At 66.5% G+C, this 26,877-nt stretch carries 23 protein-coding genes and 2 pseudogenes; 12 read left to right on the top strand and 13 right to left on the bottom strand.

All coding sequences use genetic code 11. The features are described 5' to 3' along the window. Window positions 1-9: 9 nt before the first annotated feature. Window positions 10-1,251 carry an FAD-dependent oxidoreductase gene (locus BCY78_RS04815; RefSeq protein ID WP_068298584.1) on the bottom strand — a complete coding sequence of 414 codons (1,242 nt, stop codon included), beginning with the start codon at window positions 1,249-1,251 and terminating at the stop codon, window positions 10-12. 118 nt (window positions 1,252-1,369) lie between these two features. Here BCY78_RS04815 and BCY78_RS04810 point away from each other — a divergent pair, with 118 nt between their 5' ends. Then, window positions 1,370-2,263: a LysR substrate-binding domain-containing protein gene (locus BCY78_RS04810; RefSeq protein WP_068298581.1), complete on the top strand. Its 894-nt coding sequence runs from the start codon at window positions 1,370-1,372 to the stop codon at window positions 2,261-2,263. On the opposite strand, the gene BCY78_RS04805 is transcribed toward BCY78_RS04810, so the two are convergent. The 7 genes from BCY78_RS04805 to BCY78_RS04775 form a co-directional block, all read right to left on the bottom strand. Beyond that, window positions 2,260-3,012, bottom strand: a complete 753-nt coding sequence (locus BCY78_RS04805) for a GntR family transcriptional regulator (RefSeq protein ID WP_068298578.1) — start codon at window positions 3,010-3,012, stop codon at window positions 2,260-2,262. The two genes, BCY78_RS04810 and BCY78_RS04805, sit on opposite strands and share 4 nt — an antisense overlap. Window positions 3,013-3,070: 58 nt before the next feature. After that, a complete protein-coding gene (locus BCY78_RS04800; RefSeq protein WP_068298576.1) occupies window positions 3,071-4,039 on the bottom strand; it encodes a threonine/serine dehydratase in 969 nt (322 codons plus the stop codon). 13 nt (window positions 4,040-4,052) lie between these two features. After that, the gene (locus BCY78_RS04795; RefSeq protein WP_068298573.1) at window positions 4,053-5,354 is read right to left on the bottom strand and encodes a TRAP transporter large permease; all 1,302 of its coding nucleotides are present in this window, start codon (window positions 5,352-5,354) and stop codon (window positions 4,053-4,055) included. Window positions 5,355-5,358: 4 nt separating this feature from the next. Next, a complete protein-coding gene (locus BCY78_RS04790; protein WP_068298571.1) occupies window positions 5,359-5,874 on the bottom strand; it encodes a TRAP transporter small permease subunit in 516 nt (171 codons plus the stop codon). A 73-nt stretch (window positions 5,875-5,947) separates the two neighbouring features. Next, the gene (locus tag BCY78_RS04785) at window positions 5,948-6,943 is read right to left on the bottom strand and encodes a TRAP transporter substrate-binding protein (RefSeq protein ID WP_068298568.1); all 996 of its coding nucleotides are present in this window, start codon (window positions 6,941-6,943) and stop codon (window positions 5,948-5,950) included. Window positions 6,944-7,041: 98 nt separating this feature from the next. Beyond that, entirely contained in the window at window positions 7,042-8,742 is a 1,701-nt protein-coding gene (locus tag BCY78_RS04780; protein WP_068298565.1) for a hydantoinase B/oxoprolinase family protein, read from the bottom strand. Beyond that, entirely contained in the window at window positions 8,735-10,822 is a 2,088-nt protein-coding gene (locus BCY78_RS04775; RefSeq protein WP_068298564.1) for a hydantoinase/oxoprolinase family protein, read from the bottom strand. Before BCY78_RS04775 ends, BCY78_RS04780 begins: the two co-directional genes overlap by 8 nt. A 549-nt stretch (window positions 10,823-11,371) precedes the next feature. Here BCY78_RS04775 and BCY78_RS25935 point away from each other — a divergent pair. Beyond that, window positions 11,372-11,659 (top strand): annotated as a pseudogene (locus tag BCY78_RS25935) (DNA-binding protein); the annotation flags it as partial. A gap of 122 nt (window positions 11,660-11,781) precedes the next feature. Here BCY78_RS25935 and BCY78_RS04770 read toward each other — a convergent pair. Beyond that, on the bottom strand, window positions 11,782-13,338 hold the full coding sequence (locus BCY78_RS04770; RefSeq protein WP_068298561.1) for a trimethylamine methyltransferase family protein: 1,557 nt from the start codon (window positions 13,336-13,338) through the stop codon (window positions 11,782-11,784). Window positions 13,339-13,511: 173 nt separating this feature from the next. On the opposite strand from BCY78_RS04770, the gene BCY78_RS04765 reads away from it, so the two are divergent. The 6 genes and pseudogenes from BCY78_RS04765 to BCY78_RS04740 all read left to right on the top strand — a co-directional run bounded on the left by BCY78_RS04765 (window position 13,512) and on the right by BCY78_RS04740 (window position 18,910). Continuing rightward, a complete protein-coding gene (locus tag BCY78_RS04765) occupies window positions 13,512-14,063 on the top strand; it encodes a TetR/AcrR family transcriptional regulator (protein ID WP_068298558.1) in 552 nt (183 codons plus the stop codon). Between the two features lie 25 nt (window positions 14,064-14,088). Next, entirely contained in the window at window positions 14,089-15,198 is a 1,110-nt protein-coding gene (locus BCY78_RS04760; protein WP_068298557.1) for a mandelate racemase/muconate lactonizing enzyme family protein, read from the top strand. Between the two features lie 10 nt (window positions 15,199-15,208). Further along, window positions 15,209-15,940 carry an SDR family NAD(P)-dependent oxidoreductase gene (locus tag BCY78_RS04755; protein ID WP_068298553.1) on the top strand — a complete coding sequence of 244 codons (732 nt, stop codon included), beginning with the start codon at window positions 15,209-15,211 and terminating at the stop codon, window positions 15,938-15,940. After that, window positions 15,937-16,670 (top strand): annotated as a pseudogene (locus BCY78_RS26295) (SDR family NAD(P)-dependent oxidoreductase). Before BCY78_RS04755 ends, BCY78_RS26295 begins: the two are co-directional and overlap by 4 nt. Window positions 16,671-16,703: 33 nt before the next feature. Then, complete coding sequence (locus tag BCY78_RS04745) at window positions 16,704-17,591, top strand: dihydrodipicolinate synthase family protein (RefSeq protein WP_068298550.1); 888 nt, start codon at window positions 16,704-16,706, stop codon at window positions 17,589-17,591. Next, window positions 17,591-18,910, top strand: coding sequence for an FAD-binding oxidoreductase (locus BCY78_RS04740; protein WP_068298548.1), 1,320 nt, complete (start codon window positions 17,591-17,593; stop codon window positions 18,908-18,910). Before BCY78_RS04745 ends, BCY78_RS04740 begins: the two co-directional genes overlap by 1 nt. An 11-nt stretch (window positions 18,911-18,921) precedes the next feature. Here the strand turns inward: BCY78_RS04740 and BCY78_RS04735 are convergent, their stop codons facing one another. The 4 genes from BCY78_RS04735 to BCY78_RS04720 form a co-directional block, all read right to left on the bottom strand. Further along, window positions 18,922-20,763, bottom strand: coding sequence for a sodium:proton antiporter (locus tag BCY78_RS04735; RefSeq protein WP_068298545.1), 1,842 nt, complete (start codon window positions 20,761-20,763; stop codon window positions 18,922-18,924). Between the two features lie 196 nt (window positions 20,764-20,959). Next, window positions 20,960-21,199: a WGR domain-containing protein gene (locus BCY78_RS04730; protein ID WP_068298543.1), complete on the bottom strand. Its 240-nt coding sequence runs from the start codon at window positions 21,197-21,199 to the stop codon at window positions 20,960-20,962. Between the two features lie 186 nt (window positions 21,200-21,385). Further along, window positions 21,386-21,679: a CcdB family protein gene (locus tag BCY78_RS04725; RefSeq protein WP_068298541.1), complete on the bottom strand. Its 294-nt coding sequence runs from the start codon at window positions 21,677-21,679 to the stop codon at window positions 21,386-21,388. Then, the gene (locus tag BCY78_RS04720; RefSeq protein WP_068298538.1) at window positions 21,679-21,900 is read right to left on the bottom strand and encodes a type II toxin-antitoxin system CcdA family antitoxin; all 222 of its coding nucleotides are present in this window, start codon (window positions 21,898-21,900) and stop codon (window positions 21,679-21,681) included. The genes BCY78_RS04725 and BCY78_RS04720 overlap by 1 nt, the downstream gene beginning before the upstream one ends. 60 nt (window positions 21,901-21,960) lie before the next feature. On the opposite strand from BCY78_RS04720, the gene BCY78_RS04715 reads away from it, so the two are divergent. From BCY78_RS04715 to repC, 4 genes are all read left to right on the top strand, one after another. Continuing rightward, the gene (locus tag BCY78_RS04715) at window positions 21,961-23,001 is read left to right on the top strand and encodes a tyrosine-type recombinase/integrase (RefSeq protein ID WP_068298535.1); all 1,041 of its coding nucleotides are present in this window, start codon (window positions 21,961-21,963) and stop codon (window positions 22,999-23,001) included. Between the two features lie 243 nt (window positions 23,002-23,244). Then, complete coding sequence (gene repA / locus BCY78_RS04710) at window positions 23,245-24,420, top strand: plasmid partitioning protein RepA (RefSeq protein ID WP_068298534.1); 1,176 nt, start codon at window positions 23,245-23,247, stop codon at window positions 24,418-24,420. Next, complete coding sequence (gene repB, locus BCY78_RS04705; RefSeq protein ID WP_068298531.1) at window positions 24,420-25,445, top strand: plasmid partitioning protein RepB; 1,026 nt, start codon at window positions 24,420-24,422, stop codon at window positions 25,443-25,445. The genes repA and repB overlap by 1 nt, the downstream gene beginning before the upstream one ends. Before the next feature lie 188 nt (window positions 25,446-25,633). Further along, the gene (repC, locus tag BCY78_RS04700; RefSeq protein WP_068298528.1) at window positions 25,634-26,848 is read left to right on the top strand and encodes a plasmid replication protein RepC; all 1,215 of its coding nucleotides are present in this window, start codon (window positions 25,634-25,636) and stop codon (window positions 26,846-26,848) included. The last annotated feature ends 29 nt before the right edge of the window (window positions 26,849-26,877 follow it).

The following is a 26,877-nucleotide window of genomic DNA, read 5'->3' as shown; positions in this document are numbered from 1 at the left end:
CCTCTGTCCTCAATGGCCGGCGGCAGTGGCGCCCATCTCGTTGAGAAGGGCGAAGCGGTCGAACCGCTCGAGCGCGAAGGGTTGCAGGATCGCGGGCACGCGGCCCGTGGCGATGGTTTCGGCCAGACGCTTGCCGGCGACGGCAGTGGCCTTGAAGCCCCAGGTCCCCCAGCCCGCGTCGAGCCAGTAGTTCTGGAGGGCCGAGGCGCCCATGATCGGGCTGAAATCCGGGGTGATGTCGGTGATCCCGGCCCATTGGCGCAACAGCTTCACATTGTGCAGGAAGGGCATCAGCTGCAGCGCGCCGGTGGCCAGCGCCTCCTTCTGCGGCAGGGTCGAGCGGGTCGAGGCCAGCTGATATGGGTCGGTGCCGCCGCCGATGACGATCTCGCCGCGCGAGGATTGCACCAGATAGGTGTGCAGATCGGACGAGCTGAGCAGGATGTCCAGAAACGGCTTCAGCGGCTGCGTGACCATCGCCTGCAGCGGGAAGCAGCGGATCGGCAGGGCGATGCCGGCCAGCGCCGCGATCTGCCCGTTGAGGCCGCCCGCCGCCTGCAGGACCTGCCCCGCACGGATCGTGCCGCGGTTGGTGCGGATCTCGGTCACCCGGTCGCCCGAGACCGCCATCCCGGTGACCTCGGTGCGCTGATGGATCTCGACCCCGCGCTCGGCCGCGCGCTTGGCGTAACCCCAGGCGACGGCGTCATGGCGCGCGGTCGCCGCGTCCTCGTGCCAGAGCCCGCCCAGAACCTCGTGCCTGCCGCCCTCGTCCATGTGGACCTGCGGGCAGATCTCGCGCACGGTCTTGGGATCGACGACCTCGATCCGCGTGCCCATGTGCTTGCCCATCTCGGCCCGCAGACGGAAGCTGCGCATCGCTCCGTCCGAATGCGCCAGCGTCAGCTGCCCGCGCTGCGAGAACATGATGTTGAAGCCAAGCTCCTGCGAGAGGGTCTCATAGAGCTCGACCCCCTCCTTGTAGAAGGCGATGGACGGCGGGGTCAGATAATTCGAGCGGATCGTCGTGGTGTTGCGCGCGGTGTTGCCGCCGGCGAGGTAGCCCTTCTCCAGCACGGCGATGTTGGTGATGCCGTGCACATGCGACAGGTAATAGGCCGCGGCCAGCCCGTGCCCCCCGCCGCCGATGATGACGACGTCATAGCTGGCCTTCAGATCGGGCGTGGCGGGGATGTCCCGGAAGGGTTCGTGGCCCGATCTGAGCCCGTATTTCAGAAGGTTGAATGGCATCGCGGCCCCCTGTTCTATCGGGTCCAGATGGCCCGCTGCGGCCCCTGATCGCAAGAAATCGAACTTTACCCTCAGACCCCGATTTCGTAATGAGGCGTCCAGAGAATCCGGGACCGTGATGCGCAATCTGCCCCATCTGACCTATCTGCAGGCCTTCGAGGCCGCCGCCCGCCACCTGAGCTTCAGCCGCGCCGCCGAAGAGCTGAACTGCACGCAATCGGCGATTAGCCAGCGGGTGCGGGCGCTGGAGCAATATCTCGGGCGGCAGCTGTTCAACCGCCTGCGCAATGGGCTGGAACTGAGCGAGGTGGGCGAGGCCTATCGCCCCGGCGTGGCCGAGGCGCTCGATGTGCTGGAGGCCGCGACGCAGGGTCTGACCGGCCCGCGCGCGCGGCGGGTGGTGACGGTCTCGGCGCCGATCTCGTTCGTGTCGATCTGGATCGCGCGGCATCTGCACGATTTCCAGACCCGCCACCCGGATATCGAGGTGCGGCTAAATTCGACCATCTGGACCGATCCCAATGTCGAGCTGGCGGATCTGAGCATCGCCATGGTCGACCGAGTGCAGCTGACGCCGGACATGGTGCCCTTGGGGCGCGAGCGGATGATGCTGGTCGCCCCCAAGGGCGAGACCCTGCCCGCGCCCGGCGAGGCGCTGGCGGATTGGGTCAATGCGCGGCGGCTGGTGTATACTCAGGGCAAACACCAGCTCTGGGAGCGTTGGGCCGCTGCGATGGGCGTAACGCTTGCGCCGACACAGGCGCCGATCAAGGTGGACAACACCCTGACCGCGCTGGAGGTGGTGAAGGGATCGGGGGGGTTGTGCGTCCTGTTCTCGACCTATGGCGAGGCCGAGATCGAGGCCGGACGGGTCATCGCGCCCGAGGGCAGCGCGGCCGAGATTTCACTGGTCTTCGCGGCCTCGCTGACGCCGCACCGCGCGGTCTCAACCTCGGCGCGGAAATTTCTGGATTGGCTGCGCGAGCGGCTACCCGCCGACCCGCCGACCTAACCCGCAGGCAGCTCGGTGCTGAGCGAGAATTGCGCAGCGGTCGCATCGCCGAACAAGAGCCGCTGCAGTCGACCGCGCGACAGAGATTCATGCGCTACGGCCATCTGTTCGGACTTGTCCTGATCGCCGGTGCGGATCGCCTCGACCATCTCGCGGTGCTGACGGCAGGTCTCGCGCAGGTGCGCCTGCGTGGCGGCGTCCGGGGCCTTGCCGACATTGGCCTTCTCATGCTGCGAGAAGGCCGCCCGGGCGAGGCGGAAATTGCCGATCAACGCATGCTCGTAGAAGCGCTGGAAATAACGGTTCTGTGCGGCGTCCGAGATGGCGAAATGCAGCTTCAAGTTCAACTCGGAGCGGGCCATGCCGTCCCCCAGCTCCGCCCCTTCCTCAAAGGCCAGCATTGCGGCCTCAATCGCCTTCAGCTGCGGCAAGGTACAATTGGCGGCCGCCAGTCGGTGGATCATGCGGCTGGAAATCAGCAGCGCCTCGCCGAGACGGGGGATCTCGTCGAAATCGAGAGGCGTCACGCGCACGCTGCGCCCCTCTCGGACAACCAGATCATCGGCAATCAACTGGATGATCGCTTCACGCACCGGGGTGCGCGAGACTTCCATCGCTTCGCAAAGCGTCGCTTCGTCGATGACCGAGCCCGGGCGCAATTCCAGCCTCAGGATCGCCTCGCGGATCCGCTGGTAGGTCCTGCTGCCGTCCCTGACCCGTTCTTCCATGACGATTCCGCGCTTTTCCATGGGCTTGATCCTGTCAGGCTAAGGGTCGGTCGGGCTGAACTCAAGGGGCGGCGCCCCATCAAACCGCGATATCGCCGGCAAACACCGCACGGTCGATATTGCCGCCGCTCAGGACCACGACGGCGCTGCCACCGTCCAGCGGCAAGGCCCCCGACAGGATCGCGGCCAGCCCCACGGCGCCGCCGGGTTCCACCACCAGCTTCGCCTCATCGTAGAGCAGGTTCACCGCGTCGCGCACCGCGGCATCCGAGACCGCGACGCCGCCCGTCAGATGCGCCTTCAGCACGGGGAAGGTCGTCTGGCCGGGGATCGCAGTCAGGATCGCGTCGCAGATCGAGGCCGGCGCGCCCTCGTTCGCCAACCGCTTGCCGGCCGCCAGCGAGCGGGCGGTGTCGTCATGGCCCTCGGGCTCGACGGCATAGAGGCGGGTCGCGGGCAGCAGCACCGCCAGTGCCGTCGCGATCCCGGCCATCAGGCCCCCGCCGCCGACCGGGCAGGCCAGAAGATCCGGCACCAGCCCCAGGGCCGCGCATTGCCCCGCGATCTCCAGCCCGATGGTGCCCTGCCCGGCCATCACCCCTTCGTCGTCATAGGGCGGGATCAGGATCGCGCCCGAGCGCGCCTGAACCTCGCGGGCGATGGCTTCGCGGTCGTCGCGCTGGCGGTCGTAGGTGACGACCTCGGCCCCCAGACGGCGGGTGTTGCGCAACTTGATCGCCGGCGCGTCGGACGGCATGACGATGGTCGCCGCCATGTCGAAGCGGCGCGCCGCCGCCGCCACGCCCTGCGCGTGGTTGCCGGCCGAGAAGGCGACGACGCCCCGCGCGCGCTCCTCGGGCGTCATCATGGCGATGCGGTTGTAGGCCCCGCGAAACTTGAACGAGCCGGTCTTCTGCAGCGGCTCGGCTTTCAGCAGAACCCGCCCGCCAGCCAGATCGTTCAGCGCCGGGACCTCCAGAAGCGGGGTCAGCACGGCCTGCCCGGCCAGACGGTCACGGGCGGCGAGGATATCGGTGAGTGTGATCATGAGTCTTGTCCGGTCAGATCAGGGCAGGCAACCACAGCACGATGGGCGGCCAGAGGGTGAGGATCGTCACGGTCAGGCACATGATCAGGAAGAACGGCACCGCATAGACGGCGATCTTCAGCATGGATTGCGACGACAGGTTCTGCAGGATGAACAGGTTGAAACCGACCGGCGGCGTGATCTGCGCAAGCTCGGTCATGATCACAAGGAAGATGCCGAACCAGATCGGATCGAAGCCCGCGGCGGTGACCAGCGGCAGGGTGATCGGCAAGGAGATCACGGTGATCGAGATGCCCTCAAGGAACATGCCCAGCATGACGAAGAACACGGCCAGCACGGCAATCAGCTCGTAGGGAGACAGGTCCATATGGGCGATCAGCCCGGCCACCTGTTGCGGCACATGCAGATAGGCCATTGCCGTCGACAGGAACGAGGCGGTGATCAGGATCGCGATGATCATGCAGCTGGTATAGGCGGCCGAGCGGAGGCTCTCGCGGACGATGCGGAAGTTGAGCTGACCCATGCCCAAGGTCATCAAGAGCGTCGCGCCCACCGCTACCGCGCCAGATTCCGACGGGGTCGCATAGCCCGAATAGATCGATCCCAGCACGAGGACGATCAGCACCAGCACCGGCAGCAGCAGCCACAACCCGCGCAGCAGGTCACGGAAGCCGGTCTTGGGGGCGCGCGGCGCGAGGCTGTCGTCCATCAGGCAGCGCAGGCTGATCCAGCCCGAGAACAGCGCGGCCATCAGCAGGCCCGGCACGATCCCCGCAAGGAACAGCCGCGTGATCGAGACCTCGGCCAGCACGCCGTAGACGATCAGCACAACGGACGGCGGGATCAGCAGACCGAGGCTGCCGGCCCCGGCCAGCGAGCCGAAGTTCAGCGCCCGATCATAGCCCCGGCGGTCGAGTTCGTAGGCCGTGATCTTGCCCACCGTCGCGGTGGTCGCCGCGCTCGATCCGCAGATTGCCGCGAACAGGGCCGAGCCCAGCACGTTGGTGTGCAGCAGGCGTCCCGGCAGGTGGTTGGCGATCGGGGTCAGCCCCTCGAACATGCGGCGCGAGACATCGGTGCGCAGCAGCAACTCGCCCATCCAGACGAACAGCGGGATGGCCGCGACATCGGCCGAGGTGGCGCTGCGCATGATCAGCGAGCCCATGATGCCGCCGATCCGCGCCGGGTTCATGTCGAGCAGGAAATACAGCGCGCTGCTGGAGACGAGGAGCAAGCCCGCGAAGACCCAGACGCCCGCGCCGAGGAAGAGGATGATCAGCGCAAGGGTCAGCGCCGCGATGAGGATGGGATCCATGATCTCACTCGCCTTCGGGAGAAGCGTCGGGTTTCATGCCGGAAATGGCGGTGCGGATGGTCGTCGTGACGATCTGCAGCAGGAACAGCACAAGGCCGGTCAGGATCACGAGGTCGATGATCCAGTTCGGCACAGCCATGACGGTCGGGCTGACCGATCCGCGGGCGAGGTCACGCTGGAAAACCGACCAGACCACGCTGGTCAGCCACGACATCACGAAGCCCGTGGCGATCAGGCAGCTCAGGTCGAGAACCTTTTGCGCGGCGGGCGGCAGGGCGCTGATCAGCAAGCCGACGCGCACATGGCGCCGCTGGTAGAACGTGTCGCCGAGGCCGAGGAACACCATGCCGGCCAACGCATAGCCCACGAATTCCTGCATCGAATAGGTCGAGGTGTGGAAGAAGACGCGCAGCACGATCTCCAGCAGGATGTGCAGCATCATGTAGACGATCAGCAACTGCGCGAGCACCAGCCCCAGCGCCATCAGCTTTTCGACGAGGGATTCAAACGTCCTGAACATCGGCAGTCCTGTCTCCGAAAGGTTGAGGCGTCCCGGAGCGGCCCCCGGGCCGCCCCGGTCTGCCCTAGCGGGGTTATTCGGACTGTGCCGCGGCGAAGGCGTCAAGCACCTCTTGCCCGGCCGGTCCGACCCGCTGCAGCCAATCGGTGTAGACCACCTCGCCCGCAGCCCGCAGCTGGCTTGCGAATTCAGGCGAGATTTCGCGGGTGATGGTCATGCCATGGCCTTCCATTTGGACATACAGCTCGTCGATGCGGGTCCGCAGCTGTTCCCAGCCTTGCGTTTCGGCAAATTCCGCGGCTTCCAGAACCCACGCCCGCTGTTCGTCGCTCAGTGCGTCCCATTCGTCACGGTTCACATGGATCATGTTGACCGACTGGGAGTAATTGATGGCGGTGAAGTTATCGAGGAATTCCCAGAAGTTGGCCGAAGCCCCACCATCGGCCGAGGTCAGCACGGCCTGAATTCCGCCGGTCGCCAGCTGCGCCGGAACATCGGCCCAGCCCATCTGCACGGCATGCGCACCAGCTTGCTGCAGGGTCTGCGTGCCCGAGGCATCCCAAGCGCGCACGATCAGGCTGTCCAGATCGGTCGGCGACAGGATCGGCATGTCGGCCCAGATGCCCGCCGGCGTGAACGGCACACCGAACAGCAGAACCTGGTTGTTGCGGGCGAACGCTTCCTCATAAGCCGGACGGGCGACTTCCCACAGAAGATGCGAGGCATCGGTATCGGCGGCGAGGAACGGGAGCGAGGGCAGCAGGAAGATCGGCTCGATCCCCGCGACCTGACCGACAGAGGTGCTGGCGATCGGCAGAAGGCCCTCGCCCACGGCGTCGAATTGCTCCAGCGAGCCGAAGCCGATCGAACCGCCGAAATGGTTGGTGATCTCTATCTCGCCGTTGCTGATTTCTGCGAGCTTCTGCGAGAAGGCGAGCTGGGTCTGCCCCAGCATCGTGCTCTCGCCGTATTCCGTCGCCATGTCCCAACGAACCTGCTGGGCTTGCGCAGGCATCAGCCCGGCGACAAGGACCGCCGAGGCGGTCAGGATCTTGGCCGTGATAGTCATCGTCTCATTTCCCTGTAGTTTGATTGTTGGTCGTCGTTCTGGCGGAGGGGCGGCGGATCGTCACCGCCCGACCGGAAGTCTGTCAGCCGCGCGCTGCCTCAGCCGGCATTGGCCGGGGCCGCGGCGAATTGCGGGTAATTCTCGTGCAGCCATTGGTCGGAGAACTTGCCCGAGGCCTTGTCGCGGGCGAAATCCTCGGCGCTGCGCTCCTCGGGGCGGCCATAGCCACCGGCGCCCGGCGTCTCCATCACCGCCGCCGCGTCGGGCGAGAGGCGGATCTCGCTGGCTTTCGGCGCCAGCGAGGTGACGCTGCCGTCGTCCTTGCGGATCAGGAAGCGACCGGCCGCGCCCTCGCGCCCGCCGAACAGGCCCCAGGGCTTGTGGCGGAAGCGTTCGCCCACCCCGTTGAATTCGCAGGTATGATCCACCGGACGGATCACCCGGCGCATGCCCAGACCGCCGCGATAGCGGCCCGCGCCGGCAGTATCGGTGACCAGTGAATATTCCTCGACGCGCAGCGGGTATTCGAGTTCGATCGCCTCGACCGGCAGGTTCGAGGTGTTGGTGATGTTCACCTGCACCGCGTCCTTGCCGTCATGCGTGGCCCGCGCACCCATGCCGCCGCCCAAAGTCTCGAGATAGACATAGGCCTGCCCGTTGCGCGGATCGACACCGGCGAAGACGGCGCTGGTGTTGGCCCCGTTGGTGGCCGCGACCACCTTGCCGGGTACGGCCTCGGCCAGGGCGCCGAACACGCAATCGACGACGCGCTGGCACGAGTTCGCCCGCATCGCCACCGCCGCCGGGAACACGCAGTTGACGAAGCTGCCGGCCGGGGCCTTGATCTCGATCGCGTCGAAGATGCCCTGGTTGTTGGCGACCTCGGGGTCCAGAAGCGCCTTCAGGCCGAAGCACACCGCCGCCTGCGTGGCGCTCCAGGTCATGTTGAAGTTGCCGGGGACCTGACGGTCGGTGCCGTCGAAATCAAAGACGATGCTGTCGCCGGATTTGGTGATCGCCAGCTTGATCAGGATGTCGGTCGTGCCGCATCCGTCGTCGTCCATCAGATCCTCGAAGCTGTAGCGCCCGTCCGGCAGCGTGGCGATCGCCGCCCGCATCCGCATCTCGGTCCGCATGACGATCTCGTCGAACATCTGCGCCAGCGTCGCGCCACCGAGTTCCGTGACCATCTCGCCCAGCCGCATCACGCCCAGACGGCAGGCCGCGACCTGCGCGTTCAAATCGCCCCGGCGCTCGTCCGGCAGACGCATGTTCAAGAGCAGCAGCTCCAGAAGCTCGGTGTTGAGCGCGCCGGCCGAATGCAGCCGCATGATCGGGATGCGCAGGCCTTCCTTGTAGATCTCGTCGAGCCCACCCGACATCGAGCCCACCGCCGCCCCGCCAACATCGGCGTGGTGGATGATGTTGGCGACAAAGCCGAGAAGCCGCTCGCCCTCGAAGATCGGCATTGCCATGTTGATGTCGGGCAGGTGCGTGCCGCCGGCGACATGCGGGTCATTGGCGAGGAACAGATCGCCCGGACGGATCGTATCGCCGTATTTCGCGACGATCCCCGACAACAGCCCCGACATCGAGGCGAGATGGATCGGCAGCGCCATCTCGGCTTGCACGACCAGCCGGCCCTTGGCATCGGCGATGGCGGTCGAATGGTCGTGGCGCTCCTTCACGTTGGTGGAGAAGGCCGTGCGCATGATGCTGATGAAGCATTCGTCGGCGATGGATTTCAGGCCGTTCCAGGCGATTTCCAGCGCGATGGGGTCGATCGTGCGGTCAGACATTGTTCAGTTCCATGATCATGTTGCCGGCCTCGTCGATCCGCACCGTGGCGTCGGGCGGAACGATCGTGGTGGTGTCCATCTGGGTGACGATCGCGGGGCCGGCGAAGCTGTCGCCGGGCTTCAGCCCCGCGCGCTCGACGATGCGCGTGTCGCGGTAGCCCTCGCCGAACCAGACCGGGATCACCTGCGCCGCGCCGGTCTCGGCGGCGACGAAGTCCTGACGCTGGTCGTTGCGCGCCAGATGCGCGAGGACACGCAGGCGGGCGTTGACGATCTCGACGGGCGCGGCCGGGTCGTGATGGCCGAAGTTGCGCTCGTAGGTCTCGAAGAAGGCGGCCTTCAGCACTTCGGCCCCCGGCAGGACCACGCGGCCATCGGCGCTGACCTCGGCCTCGATTTCGACCGGGAGTTCATAGTTCTGGCCGACATAGCGCATGTCGAGGAACATCAGCAGCTGCTCGCCCTGCGCATCGGTCGCCTCGGTTTCCAGCCAGGCCTTGCCCTGCGCGAATAGGACCTGCGCGATCTGCTCCAGATCCTCGACGCCGCCGGTCAGCTTCATGTGACAGCTGGTGACGAAATCCTCCTGCAGATCGGCGGCGATCAGGCCGTCGGCGCAGAGGATACCGGGCGCTTCCGGCACGATGATCTGCGTCATCCCCAGCGCGCGGGCCACTTCTGCCGCGTGAAGACCGCCGGCACCGCCGAAGGACATCAGCGCGAATTTGCGCGGGTCATGGCCCTTTTCCACCGAGATCGTACGGATCGCCCGGACGATGTTCGAGTTGACGATATCGATGATCCCCATCGCCGCGGCCTCGAGGCTGATGCCCAGCCGGTCGGCGATCGGCTGCACCGCCGCCACCGCCAGATCGCGGCGTAGGGCGAAACCGCCGCCCACCAGTTCCGTCGGCAGACGCGAGAGGATCGCGTTGGCGTCGGACACCGTCGGCAGCGAGCCGCCGCGGTTGTAGCAGGCCGGCCCCGGCACGGCGCCGGCGCTTTCCGGACCGACCTTCATCAAGCCGTCGTTGCCCAGAACCGCGATCGAGCCGCCGCCCGCGCCGATGGTGTGGATATCGACCATCGGCAGGCGGATGCTGAAGCCCGAGATATCGCGGGCCCGGGCGATCGAGGTCCGGCCCTTGCGGATCAGGCAGACATCGCTGGAGGTGCCGCCGATATCGAGGGTGATGATGTCGTCGATCTGCGACAGAGCCCCCGCCCGTGCCGCGCCGACCGCGCCCGCCGCCGGACCCGAGAGCGCCGTGCGCACCGGGAATTCCGCCGCCCGCGCCGCCGACATCAGCCCGCCCGAGGATTGGAAGATGCCGAAGCTGGCCTTCGGCGCCGCGTCGTCGACCTTGGCGCGCAGCCGGTCGATGTAGCGGCTGACCTCGGGCTGCAGGAAGGCGTTGATCAGCGTGGTCGAGAACCGCTCGTATTCGCGGAATTCGGGCTGCACCTCGCGCGAGACCGAGACCAGCAGATCCGGGAAAGCGGCGCGCAGGGCGGCGGCGAGTTTCTCTTCATGCTCGCCGTTCAGATACGAGAACAGCAGGCAGATGGCGATGCCCTCGATCTCGGGATGGGTCTTCAGATCGGCGATCAGCGCGGCGATGCCGGCGTCGGTCAGGGGGGTGACGATCTCGCCGCGGGCGCCGATGCGTTCGTCGATCTCGAAACGCAGTTCGCGCGGGGCCAGCGGCGCCGGATAGTCGAGCTGCAGGTCATAGAGATGCGGGCGGATCTGACGACCGATCTCCAGAAGATCGCGGAAGCCTCGGGTGGTGACGACCGCGACCCGGGCGCCCCGGCGCTGCAGCAATGCGTTGGTGGCGACCGTGGTGCCGTGGGCGAAGCGGGTGATCGAGACGGGGTCGATGCCGTGCTTGGCAATGAGCTCGCCGAGGCCGTCGATCACCGCGCGGCCGGGATCATCCGGGGTCGAGGGACGCTTGTGCAGCTTGACCTGCCCGGTCTCCAGATTGCGTGCCGAGAAGTCGGTGAAGGTGCCGCCGACGTCGACGCCGACCAGCCATTCCCCTTGTGAAACCGTGTTCGAGACGTTGCCGTCCATCTGTCTGTTCCCTGAGTGCCGAGGTTGAGATCAGTCTTGTATCCATTTCGTATACCGTCAATGAAATTTTTCACAGAACTGTCACTGCGCTCAGAAGAAGAGGCAGAATCTTGGCGCAACGAGGAGGTTATTACTTAATGATTCCATCGTATTATGATGCCATGCACATAATTTAATCACCTCGTCGGTGGTTTGGCCATGAGCGGCTGAATGGCCTCATTTCGTCGGCTTCCTGATCCCGAAGATGGTGGGTTGAGACAGACTTCGGACGGATGTCTTCCATCAGGGGCGCGGCGGGCAGGCTTGAAAGACGCGTCCGGTGAGCGATCCTGATCCCGGTCTTCGTCACGCCGATTCGTCGCTTGAGCGTGGGTGCGAACGGGCGGGCAATTCCCGGCAGTCAGTGATCCGGCCCTATCGAGGACAGCGAAGTCGCACGACTGTCTTTCACCGGAATGCATTTTTCATACGACGGGCAGAGGTGCTGGGGCGTCTCGGCGAGCTGGAAGTCGCGATAGAAAAGCTCGAGGTTCGACCGCTGAAGGTCACGCGCTCGGTGCCAATGCTTCCGACGACGAGGACGAGGGCGCATTGAAGCCCCTGCCTGAGTCGCTGGTCATGGAGCTGACGGACCACCGGACATTGGCCCTGCGCGAAGCGGTCGGTCGTTCTCCCGAGACCGCGTTGACGTTACTGCTCCTGACGCTCTTGGGCGACACCTTCCGGGCCTCCAATTCTGCCGGCAGCTGCCTCGAGGCAACCGTCCGTCACGTCTACATGTCTGCGCAGGCGAGCAATCTGAAGGATAGTGTGGCTGCCAAGCTGGTGGCTGATCGGTGGGTTCAGCCGCAACATCCATGCCGCGATCCTCGATGCCTATCGGTTGATGATCGGGCTTTGAACGGCAAAGTGCCCGCGGGTCGAAACCTGCGGGCCCCGTCGGATGGGGTATCGGGCGGTCAGTAATCCTGGTTCAGCGTCTCGACCGCCGGGATCTCGCGCTCGCGCCGGGCGATGTAGTCGAGCAGCGCCTCGTTCACCCCTTCTTCAAGCTTCGGCTCCTCATAGTCCGCCAGCAGGCTCTTTGCGTGATCCAGCGCGCGGCGGGTGATCTCCTTCGAGCCCTCGGCCACCCATTGCTCGATCGAGTTGTTGTCGAACAGCTCGGGCATGAAGAAGGCGCTCTGGAAATTCTCCTGCGTATGCGGATGGCCAAGGTAATGGCCGCCCGGGCCGACATCGGGAATGGCCTGCAGCGCGGTGTCGAAATCGCTCCAATCCGGGCCCTTGGCCATCTTGTAGCCCATCGCGCATTGCTCGGCGTCTACGACGAATTTGGCGACCGAGCAGTGCATCCCGGCCTCGTTCCAGCCGGCCGAGTGCCAGATGTAATTGGCCCCCGCATGCAGCACGGCGGAGAGGGTCGTTGCGCTCTCATAGCCCGCCTGCGCATCGAAGGTCTTCGCCCCGCCCAAGGTGTTCGAGGTCCGCCACGGCACGTCATAGAACCGCGCCATCTGGCCGATCATGAAGTTCATCAGGCTGATCTCCGGCGTGCCGGCCATCGGCGCCCCCGACTTCATGCTGACCGTCGACAGGTAATGCCCGTAGATCGCCGGCGCGCCCTTGCGGATCACCTGCGTATAGGCAAGCGCGCTCAGGGCCTCGGCATTCAGCTGCGCGACCGAGGCCGGGACCGACGCGGGCGTGTTCGCCCCGCCCAGCACGAAGGGCGAGCAGAGCACCGGCTGGTTGCGGCGCACGAAGGCGCGCATCGCGCCCAGCATCGTCTCATCCCAGACCAGCGGCGAGTTGCCGTTGCAGTTGCCGGTGGTGACCGCATGGGTGTCGAGGAAATCCTCCCCGAACAGGATCGCGCACATGTCCATCACGTCCTCGGCGTTCTTGGGCGAGGTCGTCATGCCCATGAACATCTTGTCCGAATGCTTCATCGACGAATAGGTGATGCGCAGGTGGCGCTGGCTGATCGGGTGATCGTAGGGCTCGACGATGTGATGCGCGGTCGAATGCAGCGCCGGCAGCATGTGGCTGAGCTTGTGGAACATGGCGAGGTCGGCGAGCAGCGGATTGCGCCGCACGTCCTCCAGATCGCGCAGATAGGGCGCGCCGGTCATCGGCACGAAGACCGAATGCTTGCCGCCCAGCTTGACGTTATTGGCCGGGTTGCGGGCATGATAGGTGAATTGCGCGGGGATCGTCTTGATCAGCTCGCGCACCAGACCCCGGTCCAGGAACACCCGCTCGCCGTCAACTTTGGCGCCGGCACGTTTCCAGTCCGCCAGCGCGATGGGGTCGCGGAACTGGACGCCGACGTTCTCCAGAATGTCCATCGAGGCCGCGTCGATCCTCTCGACATGCGCGCCGTCCATGACCTCGCATTCCGGGATCGCGCGGGTCAGGCCGGGCAGCATGGTGAAGTCGCGCGTGGTGCGCAGGGTGCGGCGGGCGGCCCGGCCACCAGAGCGGCTGCGGGCGGGGGCTTGGATGTCGCTCATGGCTGGGTCTCCGTGTTCCCTTCGAAAATGACGGGGTGGCCGGCGCAAGACTTGCAGGAAAACGAAATCCCCTTGCAGGAAACGACTCTCGGGGTCGTCGGGGATCGGAAAAGAAGACATGTTGTCTACTTTTCGATTTACAGAGGGAGAGTGATCGCTCTACCGATGCTCCCATGACCGATATTCGCACCCGAATCGCCGTGGAACTGGAGCGCTCGTTCGCCGAGGCAGGCTTCGCCGATCAAGGCGTCGAAGCCCTGCGCGCCGAGGCCGATGTCTCGTTGCGCACGCTCTACCGCCACTTTCCCAGCCGCGAGGCGATGATCATCGGCGCGCTGGAACAACGCGACCGGACCTATGACGCGTGGCTGTCCGGAGGGCCCGAGGACGGGATCGACCATGTGCTCTACCCGCTGGTCCGGCTGGGTGAATGGCTGCATCAGGCGGCCAATACCGGCTGCCTGTTCCTCAACGCGCTGGCTCAATACCCGGACAACGCGGCGATCGAGGCGGTGATCAAGGACCACAAGGCCCGCCTCGCCCGGCAATTCAACCGTCGCCTTGCGCATGTCGCGCCGGGGCGGAACCTCGACCATCTCGCGGCCACGCTGTTCCTTCTGCACGAGGGCATGACGCAGGCCGCGCGCCTGCAGGGCCTCGAAACAGCCACCGAAGCCGCCCTCTATGCCGCCCGCGCCGCTCTCGCGGCCGAGGGCCTGACCTGATCCCCCACCCCGCTGCGAGCCCCCCATGAAAATCGCGGAACTGCACGTCTATTCGCACTCCCTGCCGGTCAAGAACGGCCCCTACCGCATGGCCAATGCGATGGTCTGGTCCTTGGAGACGACGCTAGTGAAGCTCGTCACCGACACCGGCCTTATTGGCTGGGGCGAGACCTGCCCGGTCGGCCCGACCTATCAGCCACACCATGCGCGCGGCGCCATCGCCGCGCTGACCGAGATGGGCCAAGGCCTGATCGGCGCCGAGGCACTGACGCCCCTGACCCTGCGCCGGCGGATGGATGGGCTGCTGAACGGTCACCGCTATGCCAAGGCCGCGATCGACATCGCCGCGCATGACCTGATGGGCAAGGCTTACGGCGTCCGCGTGGCCGACCTTCTGGGCGGCGCGGTGACCGAGCGCGTGCCTTCCTACTACGCCACCGGCGTCGGCGAGCCCGACGAGATCGCCCGCATCACCGCCGAGAAGGTGGCCGAGGGCTATCCCCGCCTGCAGGTGAAGATCGGCGGTCGTCCGGTCGAGCAGGATATCGAGACGCTGCGCAAGGTCTGGGAACGGATCGGCGGCAAGGGCATCCGCCTCGCCGCCGATGGCAACCGGGGGCTGCCCACGCGCGACGCGCTGCGCCTCAGCCTTGAATGCGCGCAGATCCCGCTAATCATGGAGCAGCCAACCAATTCCATCGAGGAGATCGCCGCGATCCGCGCGCAGGTGCGCCATCCGATCTATCTCGACGAGGCCGGCGAGGATCTGGCGACGGTGATCCGTGTCGCCGGACAGGGGCTGGTCGATGGCTTCGGCATGAAGGTCACGCGCATCGGCGGGCTGCAACCGATGGCCGTCTTCCGCGACATCTGCGAGGCCCGCGCCCTACCGCATACCTGCGACGACGCCTGGGGCGGGGATATCATCGCCGCCGCCTGCACCCATATCGGCGCGACCGTCCAGCCCCGGCTGATGGAGGGCGTCTGGCTGGCGCAGCCCTATATCGACGGCCATTACGACCCGCAGAACGGCGTGCGGATCGAGAATGGCCATATCGCCCTGCCGACGGGTCCGGGTCTCGGCGTGGTGCCGGACGAAAGCCTGTTCGGCGCCCCCATTCTCTCGTTCAACTAAGGACAATATCATGGATTTGCAGGGAAAGGGCGCGCTCGTCACGGGCGCCGCCGGGGGTATCGGCTTGGCCGTTGTCCGGGCGCTGAGGACGCAGGGCGTGCGCGTGGCGGTCGCCGACCGCGATGTCTCGGGCGTCGAGGCGGAGGCGCATCTGCCGGGTGACCTTCTCGACCCCGCCTATGCCGACGCGCTGCCGGGCGCGGCGCTGGCGGCGCTGGGGCGGCTCGATATCGTCGTCAACAACGCGGGCGTCATCACCCGCGGCCAGGTGACCGAGACCACGGATGCCGACTGGGCCCTGTCGCTCGGGGTCAATGTCGAGGCCCCGTTCCGCGTCTGCCGCGCAGCGATCCCGCTGATGGCGGCCTCGGGCGGCGGCGCGATCGTCAACGTCGCCTCGTGCTGGGGGCTGCATCCCGGTCCGAACCACGCGGTCTATTGCATGACCAAGGCCGCGCTCGCGTCGCTGACGCAATGCATGGGCATGGACCACGCGCCGCAAGGCATCCGCATCAACGCCGTCTGCCCGAACGAGGTGAACACGCCGATGCTGCGCACGGGCTTCGCGCGCCGGGGCTTCGACCCGGACAAGGCGGTGGCACAGCTCGGCACGACCGTGCCGCTGGGCCGCATCGCCGAGCCCGAGGATATCGCCGACGTGATCCTGTTCCTCGCCTCGGACGCCGCGCGCTACATGGTCGGCGCGCTGGTCGAGGTGAACGGCGGAAAGGCCGTGGCATGAGCCGGCATCAGGGCAAGGTCGCGCTGGTCACCGGCGGGCGTTCCGGCATCGGGCAGGCGATTGCCCGGCGTCTGGCCGAGGACGGCGCGCGTGTGTTCACCGCGCAGCGGGGGGTGGACAGCGAGTTCGAGGGGATCGCCGCCGACATGGCCGATCCCTCGAGCCCCGCCGCCGTGGTGGCCGAGGTCATCGCCCGCGCCGGGCGGCTCGATATCCTCGTGAACAACGCGGGTGTCATGCAGGAGGCGCGGGTCGAGGACATGAGCCTTGAGGATTGGCAACGCACGCTGGCGGTGAACCTCACCGCGCCGTTCCTGATGATCAAGGCCGCGCTGCCGGCCTTGCGGGTTGGGCGCGGCAGCATCGTCAACATCGGTTCCATCGAGGGACTGGGCTCGAACCCCACCACGCCGCGTATTGCGCCAGCAAAGCCGGGCTGCACGGGCTGACCCGCGCCGTTGCCGTCGATCACGGGGCCGAGGGCATCCGCTGCAACGCCATCGCGCCGGGCTGGATCGACACCGAGCTGAACGAGGCCTTCGTCGACGCCATGCCCGACCCCACGGCCTTCCGGCGCGAGATCGGGCGGATCCATCCGGTCGGCCGCACTGGTCGCCCCGAGGAAGTCGCCGCACTGGCCAGCTGGCTCGCCTCGGACGATGCGGGCTTCGTCACCGGGCAGGTCTGGACCGTCGACGGCGGCCGGATGGCGAAGCTGTCCCTGCCCTGACCCCCCACACATCTACACCCTACGGAGCATCCCATGACCGATTTCGCCTTTCCCGGCCTGAACCTCGCCCTTGCCACACCCTTCAAGCCGGACGGCAGTCTCGACCTCGCGCGGCTGGAGCAAAACATCGAACGCTATCTCGCCGCCGGGGTGACGGGCTTCGTCCTGTCCTCGGGCACCGGGATGCATGTCTATCTGTCCGAGGCCGAGGCCCAGCAGGTCATCGCGCAGGGCTGCCGCCTGATCGACGGGCGCGCGCGGGTGATCGCCCAGACCTCGGCCCTGCGGGTCGAGGATGTGGTCGCCCGCACCAAGGCCGCGCGCGATGCGGGGGCTGACGGGGTCATGGTCCTGCCGCCGTTCTTCGAGGGGCCGTCCGACGACGCCGGCATCGTCGATTTCTACGCCGAGGTCTGCGCCGCCGGCCTGCCGCTGATCGGCTATAACGTCCCGCATGCCGTGGGCGTTGAGATCACGCCGGATCTGTACCGCCAACTGGCAGCGATCCCGGGTTTCGCCTCGGTCAAGGATTCGAGCGGCGATCTGGCCGCGCAGGCCGCGTTGATCCGCACCGGGCTGCCGGTGATGAACGGTGCCGATCCGCTGGTGCCCTATGCGATGCTGGCCGGGGCGGCGGGGCTGATCTGGGGCGGGGCGAACTTCGCACCGAAGACCTGCCTCGCCGTGGTGCGCGCGGCGATGGCTGGCCAATGGGCCGAGGCGCGCGACCTCTGGCGCCCCTTGGAGGCGGTGATGACCCTGATCTGGGCCGGAGATTACGTCCAATCGGTCTATGCCGCGGCCGAGATCACCGGCTACGGCGCCGGCCAGCCGCGCAAGCCGCTGCGCCCCCTCGATCCGGCCAAGCTGCACGCGCTGCACGCGGCGCTGGCGGATCTGGCCGAGCGGGAAGCCCTCTGATGAGCGGCTATCGGTTTCGGGGCGCCCTGCCCCGGCACCCCGGCCCCTGCGGCTGGACCGCATTGCTGCCCCCGCGGCAGACCAAGCCCGCCCTGCAGGCTGGGGCCAGTGCCGATGTGGTCGTGGTCGGCGGCGGTTTCGCCGGCCTCGCCGCCGCGCGGGTGCTGACGCAGGCTGACTCGACGCTCTCGGTCATGCTGCTGGAGGCCGGCGAGATCGGCGAGGGGCCGGCCGGGCGCAACTCGGGCTTCCTGATCGACCTGCCGCATGACGTCTCGGCGGGGAAACTGGGAGGCGATCACCTGGACACCGCGCGGCGTGCGATCGCCAAGAACCGTGCCGCGATTGCCATCGCCACCGGCCTCAACCTCGGGCGCGAGATCGTCGATCCCTGTGGCCGCTATTCGTTTTCCGCCAATACCGAGGGCGACCGCCACCTGATCGCCTATGCCGCGCAGCTGGACCGTCTGGAGGAACCGCATCGGTTGCTCTCGGCCGCCGAGGTCACCGCGCTGACCGGCACCGAGAGCTTCACCTCGGCCCTGTTCACGCCGGGCACGGTGATGATCCAGCCCGCCGCCTATGTCCGCGCCTTGGCCGACGCCCTGCCCTGCCCGGTGCACGAGTATTCGGCAGTCACCGCTATCGCGCGGCAAGGCAACTTCTGGCGGGTGACGACGGCGCAAGGGGCGGTCACGGCGGGTAAGGTGATCCTCGCCTGCAACGGTCATGCCGGGCGGTTCGGGCTGGTGCCGCGACGGCTGATGCCCGTCTTCACCTATGCCTCGATGACCCGCGCCTTTGATCCCTCGCGACTGGGAGGCGCGCGGGACTGGGCGGGCACTCCGGCGCTGGCGATGGGCACCACGTTGCGGCGGATCCGCGGGATGGAGGACGACCGGCTGCTGATCCGCGCACGCTATACCTACAACCCGTCGGTAGAGGTGGGCGCCGGGCCCCTCGCCCGTGCGGGCGCCCTGCATCGCCGCAAACTGGCGCTGAAATTCCCGATGCTGGCGGATGTGCCGACCGAGTTCCTTTGGGGCGGGGCGATGGCCCTGACGTGGAACGGCGCGCCCTTGGTCGAGGAGATCGAACCCGGTCTGATCACGGCGCTTGGCTGCAACGGCGTCGGCGGGACCAATGCCACGGCCAACGGGATCGTCGCGGCGGAGCGGGTGTTGGGCGTCTCCTCGGACCTCGGGGCGGATTTCGCGGCAAAGCCTCGGCCCCCGCGCATTCCGCCTGAACCCTTCGCCACCCTTGGCGGGAAGGCCACACTGATGTGGAAAGAACACCGGACCGGCGCCTTGGCCTGACCCGGCGGCGCTTAGGCCGGCGCGGGTTCCGAGGCAGCGGCGGCCTCTCGCGGGGCCGGAGGCGAGAAATGCAGGATCTGCGCGCCGGCTCCGGCGCGCAGGCTGTCGTCCTCGGTCGGGAAGCGCAGCGCGTTGTTGGGATAGAGGACCGCCATGATGCGCGACTCGGGCCGCGCGGCGCGCCAGTCTTCGAGGGTGTATTGCTCGGTCAGCTTGGTGATCCGGAACTCCCAACCCGCCGCGTGATGCGCCGACATCTCGCCGTAGCTGGCCGATTGCCCGAAGGGACGGCCGCCCAGCGTCGAGGGCAAGGCATGGCGGGCATTCTCCGGCGCGGTGCGGGGCAGCTGGAACACGTTGTCCCGCCCCAGCTCGGGCCCGAGGTCGGTGGTGATCAGCGTGTTGTAGGCGTCGTTGTCGGTCAGCGCGACCAGCCGCTCGAACTCGGACAGCTGCACGTTATGCTCCGTCGCCTCGGCAAGGACATCGCCGTAATAGGTGCGGATGCCTCGCTCACGCGCCTGCCGCAGCCGGTAATGGTTGAGATCGCACAGAAGGACCGGGACGCCCGCCCGGTTCAACGCCTCGGCCAGCGCGATGGACCACGGCGCCGCGCCCACCATCATCACCCCGCGCTTGTCCTGACTGGCAAGCCCCAGCGCCCGCGCGACCGGAGCGAGGGTGAAGCCGTGCAGGATCACCGTCGCCGCCACCAGCACAAAGGCGAGGGGCGCAATCGACTCGCCATCCGCGATCCCCAGCGCGGCGAGGCGCTCGCCGAACAGGCCCGCCACCGCGACCAGCACCACCCCGCGCGGACCGGTCAACGCCACCAACACCCGCTCGCGCCACGGGATATCTGTGCCCAGAAGCGACAGCAGCACCGTCGCGGGCCGGGCCACCACCATGACCAGCACGACGAGCAACGCGGCGCGCCACGACAGGGCCTGCAACATCTCCAGATCGATCGAGGCCGTCAGCAGGATGAACACGCCCGAGACGAGGAGCGTGGTCGCATGCTCCTTGAAGCGGCGGATCTCCTCGTAGGAGGCGAGCTCTGCATTGGCGAGCCAGATGCCCATGATCGTCACCGCCAACAGCCCGCTTTCGTGCAGGACCGCATCGGTCGCCGCAAAGGCGCCCAGCAGCGCCACGAACAGCACCGGCACCTTCATGTATTCGGGCACCCAGCCCCGGCGGAAGCTCTGGGTCAGCAAGAACCCCGCGCCGAGGCCCACGACCGAAGCCACGACCACGCCGAGGATCAGCTGGAACGCCATCTCGCTGCCCGAGGCATTGGTGTGCCAGACCTGCACCACGGTGAACGCCAGAACGGCGGCGAGCGCCCCGATGGGATCGTTGACGATGGCTTCCCATTGCAGCAATTGCGCCGGCCGCCGTTTCATTCGCGCGCCACGCAGCAGGGGGGCGATGACGGTCGGGCCGGTGACGATCATGATGCCGCCGAACACGGTCGAGGCCTCCCACCCCAGCCCCGCGCCGTAGCGCAGCGCGAGGGTCGAGAGGATCCATCCCAAGGGCGCGCCCAGCACCACGAGGCGGAACACCCCGCGCTCGGCCCCGCGCAGGGTCTTGAAGTTGAGGGTCAGACCGCCCTCGAACAGGATGATCGCCACGGCGATGGAGACCATTGGCCCGGTCAGGGGCCCGATGTCGCGCGCCGGATCAAGGAGGCCGAACACCGGCCCCACGAGGAAACCGGCCGCCAGCAGCAGCACGATGGCGGGAACGTTCATCCGCCACGCCCAGAGCTGCGCGCCGACCCCCAGTACCCCGACCGTGGCTATCGCCACGACCGGCGACATGACCGTCAATTCAACACCGCTCGACATGGCATCCCCGTCCCAAGATCAGCGCCAAGCTGACACCGACCCCGGCGACGGGCAAGCCGTGCCGCGTCAGGTCACGCCCCGCCCGAAGCGATGTAGAGGCCGTGGCCCCGGTGACCAGCATCCAAGCATACATCCTTGGTGCTGTTCTGAAGAGAACCCGCCCTGATGCCGCAGTTGAACCGCCAATCGATGCCGGTCAGGGCCCGTCGGTCTTCGTCCAGTAGCCCCGCTTGCGCTTGCGTGCCGCGATGCGATGGCAAAGGGCCTCCGCCCGTTCACGGCTGTCGAATGCCTGGATCTTGCTTTGACCCATGGTTCCGATCCGCCCCCAGCAACGGATGAGGCACCATGTGCCGAACAGGTCACGTTCCACCTCCAGCCGGTAATAGCGGAAGACGTTCTCGGTGGGGTCGCGGCGTTCTAACACCACGGTCATTGGCAAGTTCTCCTGCGCGAAGTTGCCGTTCAGTGAATGAGCTTACCACATTACTGCGCATAAAGGCATTGAATTGCGCACTACACTTGCTTCCGGTGCCCAGCTCAATGACTCATGATAAGTCCGCCTTATCATGACTCTTGAAAACTGACGCCCCACCGCGCAAGATCGCCTGCGAACCGGAGGTCAGATGCCGTCGATCAGGATATCCAGCGCACGTTTCAGCGCGTCACGATGCGCGGAAAGGGTGCCGACACGGTTGCGCAGCTCGCGCCCCGGAACGGCTGCAAGCTCCTGTATGCGCACGACCCAACGGGTGTCGCCGAATTCGACCACGGGGGTGAGGCCCGGAAAGGCGGCATATCGCTCGGCCTCACGCAGCGGTGCCACGATGCGCGAGGCGTCAATGCCGATCAGGTCGGTCTGCAGATCGACCACCAACTGGCCGCCCGACAATCGGTACAGGTCGAACTGCGCCATCAGAAGCTGCGGTATTCGCTCAGCGGCAGGCCCTCTTCCTCGACCTCGCGCGCATAGGCTTGCAGCGATGCCGCATTCTCGCGGCGCCATCGGCGGTTACGCTCGACCCGCGTGGCCTCGGCGATGGCGGCTTCGGCCAGCCGGGACATGTTCAAGCCCAAGGCCCGCGCGCTTTGCGCCACCTCGGAATCGAGGGTCAGGTTGACTTTCACACGGGCCATGACGGCTCCCTCTTCATACGCCTACACTAAGAGTATAACTCACCCCGACGAGACGGCAAGATGACCCTCCCCCTGCCCCATCATCACCAGCTGTCCGACGCCGATGAACAGGCGCTCAGCGACCTGTTTCGCCGCGGGACACCCGCCAACACCCTGCGCGCCTGGGAACGCGACCTCCTCTATATCACCGCGTGGAAGCAGGCCGCGTTCGGCACCCCTCTGACCTGGCCCGAGGACGAAGCCGTCGCCCTCCGCTTCATCCTCCACCATGCCGAGGATCTGAGCACACAGTCCGGCCCCGCCCGTGCCGTGGCCGATGCGCTGATTGCGATGGGACTGCGCCGTGCGCTCACGGCCCCTGCCCCCTCGACGCTGGATCGCCGAATCGCCAGTTGGCAGGCGTTTCACCGGATGCGGAACCTGCCATCGCCTTTCGCCGCACCACTGGTGGCACAGGCACGGCAGAAGGCCCGCCGCGCCAATGCCGCGCCACGGGTGCCCAAATCGCCCCGCCCCGTAACGCGCGACGTGCTCACGGCCCTTCTGGGCACCTGCGACGACAGCCATCGCGGCATCCGGGACCGCGCGATGTTGAGCCTCGCGTTCGCGTCCGGCGGGCGGCGTCGATCCGAAGTCACAGCGCTCGACGTGAGCGACCTCTCGCTGGCCGAGTTCGAGGCGCGCGGGCTCGTCTGGCTGCGGCTGCTGGAAACCAAGACCACCCGAAAGGCCGACGCCCCCCGCTTGCCGCTGAAAGGCCCCGCCGCCCGCGCGTTGATGCATTGGCTGGAGGTGACAGGCCTCACTTCGGGGCCCCTGTTCCGGCCGGTATCGCGCGCGGATCGTGTCCTCAAGCGGCGGCTGGCACCCGACGCGATGCGGGTCATCCTGCGCCATCGCCTGTCGCTCGCCGGCCTGCCCGAGGATTACGCCACCCCGCATGGCCTGCGCGCGGGCTTCCTGACACAGGCGGCGCTGGACGGCGCCCCATTGGCCGCCGCGATGAAGCTATCGCTGCACCGATCCGCGCTTCAGGCACAGAAATACTACGCGGATGTCGAGATCTCCGAGAACCCGGCAACGGATCTTCTGGGCGATTGACCCGCGTCCGATTCGGACAAAGGGGCCGCTGCGCGCCCTGCAAAGCCCTCGAGCAGACGCAAAATCGGCCTCGGTCTCGCCCCAACGAGCGGTGAAACAGCGCCGTGACACCACAAAATGTGGAAAAAGCCTTGCGCCATGGGAGTGTGACGGGCAATAGTCACGAAAAAGCGCGATCAAACGCCAAATTCCGTGAACACGACGCGAGCAGATGTCGGAACGGACCCCGAGGGCAAAAGCAGTATGGCACATCAAGACGACCTGAACACCGTTATCCGCCAGCATTCCGAATGGCTGGCGGCGCAATTGCATAACCAGCGCGAAAGCCTGTTTCCGCCTGATGCGTCGAAGCAGATGCGCAAGTTCACCTCCGGCGAGGCGGCGACCTTGCTGGGCGTGAACGATTCCTACCTGCGCAAGCTCAGCCTCGACGGCAAGGGCCCCTCGCCCGAGCTGACACCCGGCAACCGCCGCCTCTATTCCGTCGAGGATCTGCAGGCGCTGCGGGTGATGCTGGAGAAAACCGCACGCAAACCCGGCGATTACCTTCCCGGCCGTCGTGAAGGCGATCATCTGCAGATCATCGGCGTGATGAACTTCAAGGGCGGCTCCGGCAAGACCACCAGCTCGGCCCATCTGGCACAACGTCTGGCCCTGAAGGGTTACCGCGTGCTGGCCATCGACCTCGACCCGCAGGCCTCGCTCACCGCGCTTTATGGCGTGCAGCCTGAGTTGGACCTGAAGGACGGCGGCACGCTTTATGACGCGATCCGCTATGACGACCCCTGCCCCATCGCCGAGGTCATCCGGAAGACCTATCTGCCCAATCTCGACCTGATACCGGGCAATCTGGAGCTGATGGAATTCGAGCATGACACCCCCCGCGCGCTGGCGCAGGGGAATGCCGGACTGTTCTTCTTCCGCGTGAAAGAGGCGCTGTCGCAGGTCGATGGCGATTACGACGTGGTGGTCATCGACTGCCCGCCGCAGTTGGGCTTCCTGACGATGTCGGCGCTTTCTGCCGCGACCGGGGTTCTGGTCACCATCCACCCTGAGATGCTGGACGTCATGTCGATGAGCCAGTTCCTGCGGATGACCGCGGATTTGATGGACGTGATCGCCGAATCGGGCGCGGACATGTCGCATGACTGGATGCGCTATCTGCTCACCCGCTACGAGCCCACCGACGCGCCGCAAAACCGCATCGTCGCCTTCCTGCGCACGATGTACGGCGACAAGGTGCTGAACGCGCCAATGCTGAAATCCACCGCGATTTCGGATGCTGGCCTGACCAAGCAGACCCTCTACGAGGTCGAGCGCAGCGCTTTCACCCGCACCACCTACGACCGCGCCATCGAGAGCCTGAACGCCGTCAACGACGAGATCGCCGACCTGATCCAGAAAACCTGGGGCCGCTGATGACCGACAGTAAAAAGAAGCGCATGAGCATGCTGGACTCGCTGGCCGCGGCCGGCATGGGTGCCGGCGCACCGACGGGCAGCCCCAACGCGGCCGGCAGCATGATGTCCACGAACCGGGCGCTGCGCTCGGCCCGCGATGCCGTTGATTCGCACCGCATATGGGAGTTGGACCCCGAACAGATCACCGACGACCGCCCGCGCGACCGACTGGACGCCTCGGATGTCGAGGATCTGCGCCGCTCCATCGAGGTAAACGGCCAGAGCGTGCCGATCCTCGTGCGGCGCGACCCTTCGGCGGCGGACCGCTACCTGCTGGTCTATGGCGGACGGCGGCTGGCAGCGATCCGTAGTTCGAACAGTGTCACCAAGGTGCGCGCGTTGATCGCCAGCTTGGACGACGATTCGGCCCTGCGGACCCAGATTTCCGAGAATACCGGACGGCGCGACCTCAGCTTCATCGAGCGCGCGCTGTTCGCGACTCAGCTGTTGGATCAAGGGTTTGGCACGCAGGTGCAGATCGCCGAGGTGTTGAACATCTCGAAATCTGCCGTGTCGATGGCGATCTCGGTCGCGCGTGCGGTCGGGCCGGAACTGGCCCAGGCGATCGGTCCGGCGCATGGTATCGGCCGCCCCCGCTGGGAAGCGCTGGTCGCCGATCTGGCGGCCACGAAGCCGGACCTCTCCGGCCTGATCGAGCGCGCGCAGGCCACACGAGAGGCCGCCGTTCTGGAGGAGATCGCCGCCGCGCAAAGCCCGGATGCTGCCCCGGCCCCGGATGCCTCCGTCGTGACGTTCGACGGCGTTGCACGCGAATTGCATCGTCTGCTCCCCAAGCCGCCGAAGACGGGAGAAGCCGCGCGCACGTTGCATCTGAACGGTGCCCGTGCCGGCCAGGTGAAACGCACCAAGACCGGGGTGCGGCTGGACCTCAACCCTGCTGATTCGGATTTCGCGGATTGGCTGGACGCGCAGGCGCAGGACGTCCTGCAAGACCTTTACGCCCGCTGGAAGCAGCAGGGCTGACCCCTTTCACCCAATCTTTCAACGAAAAACAGGAGGCACGAACCCGGCAATAGAAAAGGTCCCGCAAAGCTTTCACTCCACGAGACCCCGACTTTGTCTTTAGCACCTTCAAGGTAGTCGTCTCGCAGTTTCTCCGCAAGTCCTGAGTGATTCGCGGCGCGGAATTTTATTGTCTTCGTGATGGAAAAATGGGCTACCAACCCGTAACGCCGTTCCGGCGAATGATGGATGCTGCGCTGGTGAACCGTGCGCTGGCAGCTGAACCCCTATCCGCACCCCCTGCCCCCGACCCTGAGGCCAAGGCCGTCAGCAAATGGGACGCCCTGCGTGAGCTGTCCGAGGCGCGGCAAAGCTGGGATCTCAGCGACCGCGATATGGGCGTGTTGCAGGCCTTGCTCAGCTTCTTCCCCCGGACGCCGCTGGAGGGCGATCACCTGATCGTCTTCCCGTCGAACGCCGCGCTGTGCACCCGTTTGAACGGGATGCCGCTATCGACCATGCGCCGGCATCTGGCGCGCCTTGTCGCCGCGGGCGTCATTGACCGCCGCGACAGCCCGAACGGCAAACGCTACGCCCGTCGTGGCGCCGAGGCCTTCGGCTTCGACCTCCGCCCCCTCGCCCGCCAGTTCGATGCCTTCCGTGCCGAGGCCGACCGGATCCGCGCCGACCGTGACCATCTGAAGCGCCTCCGCGAGACAGTCAGCCTGATGCGCCGCGACCTCGCAGGATTGTCGGACTGGGGTTGTCAGGAACAAGGTGAGACGCCCCTTTGGAGTGAGCTGACCGCCCTCGCGTCGCAAGCGGCCAGGCTGCTCCGGAGAAAGCTGGATGCCGATCAACTCGCGGCGCTTCAGGCTGAGCTGGACGATGCCCTGGATGCAGCGCGCGACGCCCTGAGCCCTGTGGAAATCGTACCGGAAGCTCACGATGAAACAGCCGATTTGAGCACCAGCGCCGCCGAGAATGAGCGCCACCTACAGGATTCAAATAAAGATCTTTCTGAATCTGAACAGGGCCATGAGGACGTGCCCGTGACACCCACCCGCCTTGAGCAGTCCGACGCACTGGATGGAAACGTGGGGCCGCGCGTGCCCTTGCGCCTTGTGGTCAGCGCTTGCCCCGAAGCGGCGACCTATGCCGATCGCCCGATCCGCCACTGGCACGACCTCACCAGAACCGCCGAAGCAGTCCGCCCGATGATGGGGATTACCGCCCCGACATGGGAGGAAGCGAAACGCGCGCTCGGCGCCGAGGAAGCGGCGATTGTCCTCTTGGCCATGTTGGAACGCTTCTCTGATCTCCGCTCTCCCGGCGGCTATCTTCGAACCTTGGCGAGGAAAGCGAGCGAAGGCAGTTTCTCCTCGGGTCCGATGGTGATGGCGTTGCTGCGGCGAGCGGCATGAGGGGTCAGAGAGTTCACAGCTGTGAACTC

The organism is Pararhodobacter sp. CCB-MM2 (genome assembly GCF_001691415.1).
Taxonomy (GTDB): Bacteria; Pseudomonadota; Alphaproteobacteria; order Rhodobacterales; family Rhodobacteraceae; genus Pararhodobacter.
Note: the sequence above shows the minus strand (reverse complement) of the source record. Positions and strands in the feature narration are given on the sequence as shown.

Excerpts from the sequence above, each read along its gene's own strand:
- BCY78_RS04785 (WP_068298568.1), bottom strand. The coding sequence starts at position 6,943 with ATGACTATCACGGCCAAGATCCTGACCGCCTCGGCGGTCCTTGTCGCC.
- BCY78_RS04740 (WP_068298548.1), top strand. The coding sequence starts at position 17,591 with ATGAGCGGCTATCGGTTTCGGGGCGCCCTGCCCCGGCACCCCGGCCCC.
- BCY78_RS04805 (WP_068298578.1), bottom strand. The coding sequence starts at position 3,012 with ATGGAAAAGCGCGGAATCGTCATGGAAGAACGGGTCAGGGACGGCAGC.
- BCY78_RS04770 (WP_068298561.1), bottom strand. The coding sequence starts at position 13,338 with ATGAGCGACATCCAAGCCCCCGCCCGCAGCCGCTCTGGTGGCCGGGCC.
- BCY78_RS04790 (WP_068298571.1), bottom strand. The coding sequence starts at position 5,874 with ATGTTCAGGACGTTTGAATCCCTCGTCGAAAAGCTGATGGCGCTGGGG.
- BCY78_RS04765 (WP_068298558.1), top strand. The coding sequence starts at position 13,512 with ATGACCGATATTCGCACCCGAATCGCCGTGGAACTGGAGCGCTCGTTC.
- BCY78_RS04715 (WP_068298535.1), top strand. The coding sequence starts at position 21,961 with ATGACCCTCCCCCTGCCCCATCATCACCAGCTGTCCGACGCCGATGAA.
- BCY78_RS04735 (WP_068298545.1), bottom strand. The coding sequence starts at position 20,763 with ATGTCGAGCGGTGTTGAATTGACGGTCATGTCGCCGGTCGTGGCGATA.
- BCY78_RS04795 (WP_068298573.1), bottom strand. The coding sequence starts at position 5,354 with ATGGATCCCATCCTCATCGCGGCGCTGACCCTTGCGCTGATCATCCTC.
- BCY78_RS04780 (WP_068298565.1), bottom strand. The coding sequence starts at position 8,742 with ATGTCTGACCGCACGATCGACCCCATCGCGCTGGAAATCGCCTGGAAC.
- BCY78_RS04775 (WP_068298564.1), bottom strand. The coding sequence starts at position 10,822 with ATGGACGGCAACGTCTCGAACACGGTTTCACAAGGGGAATGGCTGGTC.
- BCY78_RS04755 (WP_068298553.1), top strand. The coding sequence starts at position 15,209 with ATGGATTTGCAGGGAAAGGGCGCGCTCGTCACGGGCGCCGCCGGGGGT.
- BCY78_RS04810 (WP_068298581.1), top strand. The coding sequence starts at position 1,370 with ATGCGCAATCTGCCCCATCTGACCTATCTGCAGGCCTTCGAGGCCGCC.
- BCY78_RS04745 (WP_068298550.1), top strand. The coding sequence starts at position 16,704 with ATGACCGATTTCGCCTTTCCCGGCCTGAACCTCGCCCTTGCCACACCC.
- repB (WP_068298531.1), top strand. The coding sequence starts at position 24,420 with ATGACCGACAGTAAAAAGAAGCGCATGAGCATGCTGGACTCGCTGGCC.
- repC (WP_068298528.1), top strand. The coding sequence starts at position 25,634 with ATGGGCTACCAACCCGTAACGCCGTTCCGGCGAATGATGGATGCTGCG.
- BCY78_RS04725 (WP_068298541.1), bottom strand. The coding sequence starts at position 21,679 with ATGGCGCAGTTCGACCTGTACCGATTGTCGGGCGGCCAGTTGGTGGTC.
- BCY78_RS04720 (WP_068298538.1), bottom strand. The coding sequence starts at position 21,900 with ATGGCCCGTGTGAAAGTCAACCTGACCCTCGATTCCGAGGTGGCGCAA.
- repA (WP_068298534.1), top strand. The coding sequence starts at position 23,245 with ATGGCACATCAAGACGACCTGAACACCGTTATCCGCCAGCATTCCGAA.
- BCY78_RS04730 (WP_068298543.1), bottom strand. The coding sequence starts at position 21,199 with ATGACCGTGGTGTTAGAACGCCGCGACCCCACCGAGAACGTCTTCCGC.
- BCY78_RS04800 (WP_068298576.1), bottom strand. The coding sequence starts at position 4,039 with ATGATCACACTCACCGATATCCTCGCCGCCCGTGACCGTCTGGCCGGG.
- BCY78_RS04815 (WP_068298584.1), bottom strand. The coding sequence starts at position 1,251 with ATGCCATTCAACCTTCTGAAATACGGGCTCAGATCGGGCCACGAACCC.
- BCY78_RS04760 (WP_068298557.1), top strand. The coding sequence starts at position 14,089 with ATGAAAATCGCGGAACTGCACGTCTATTCGCACTCCCTGCCGGTCAAG.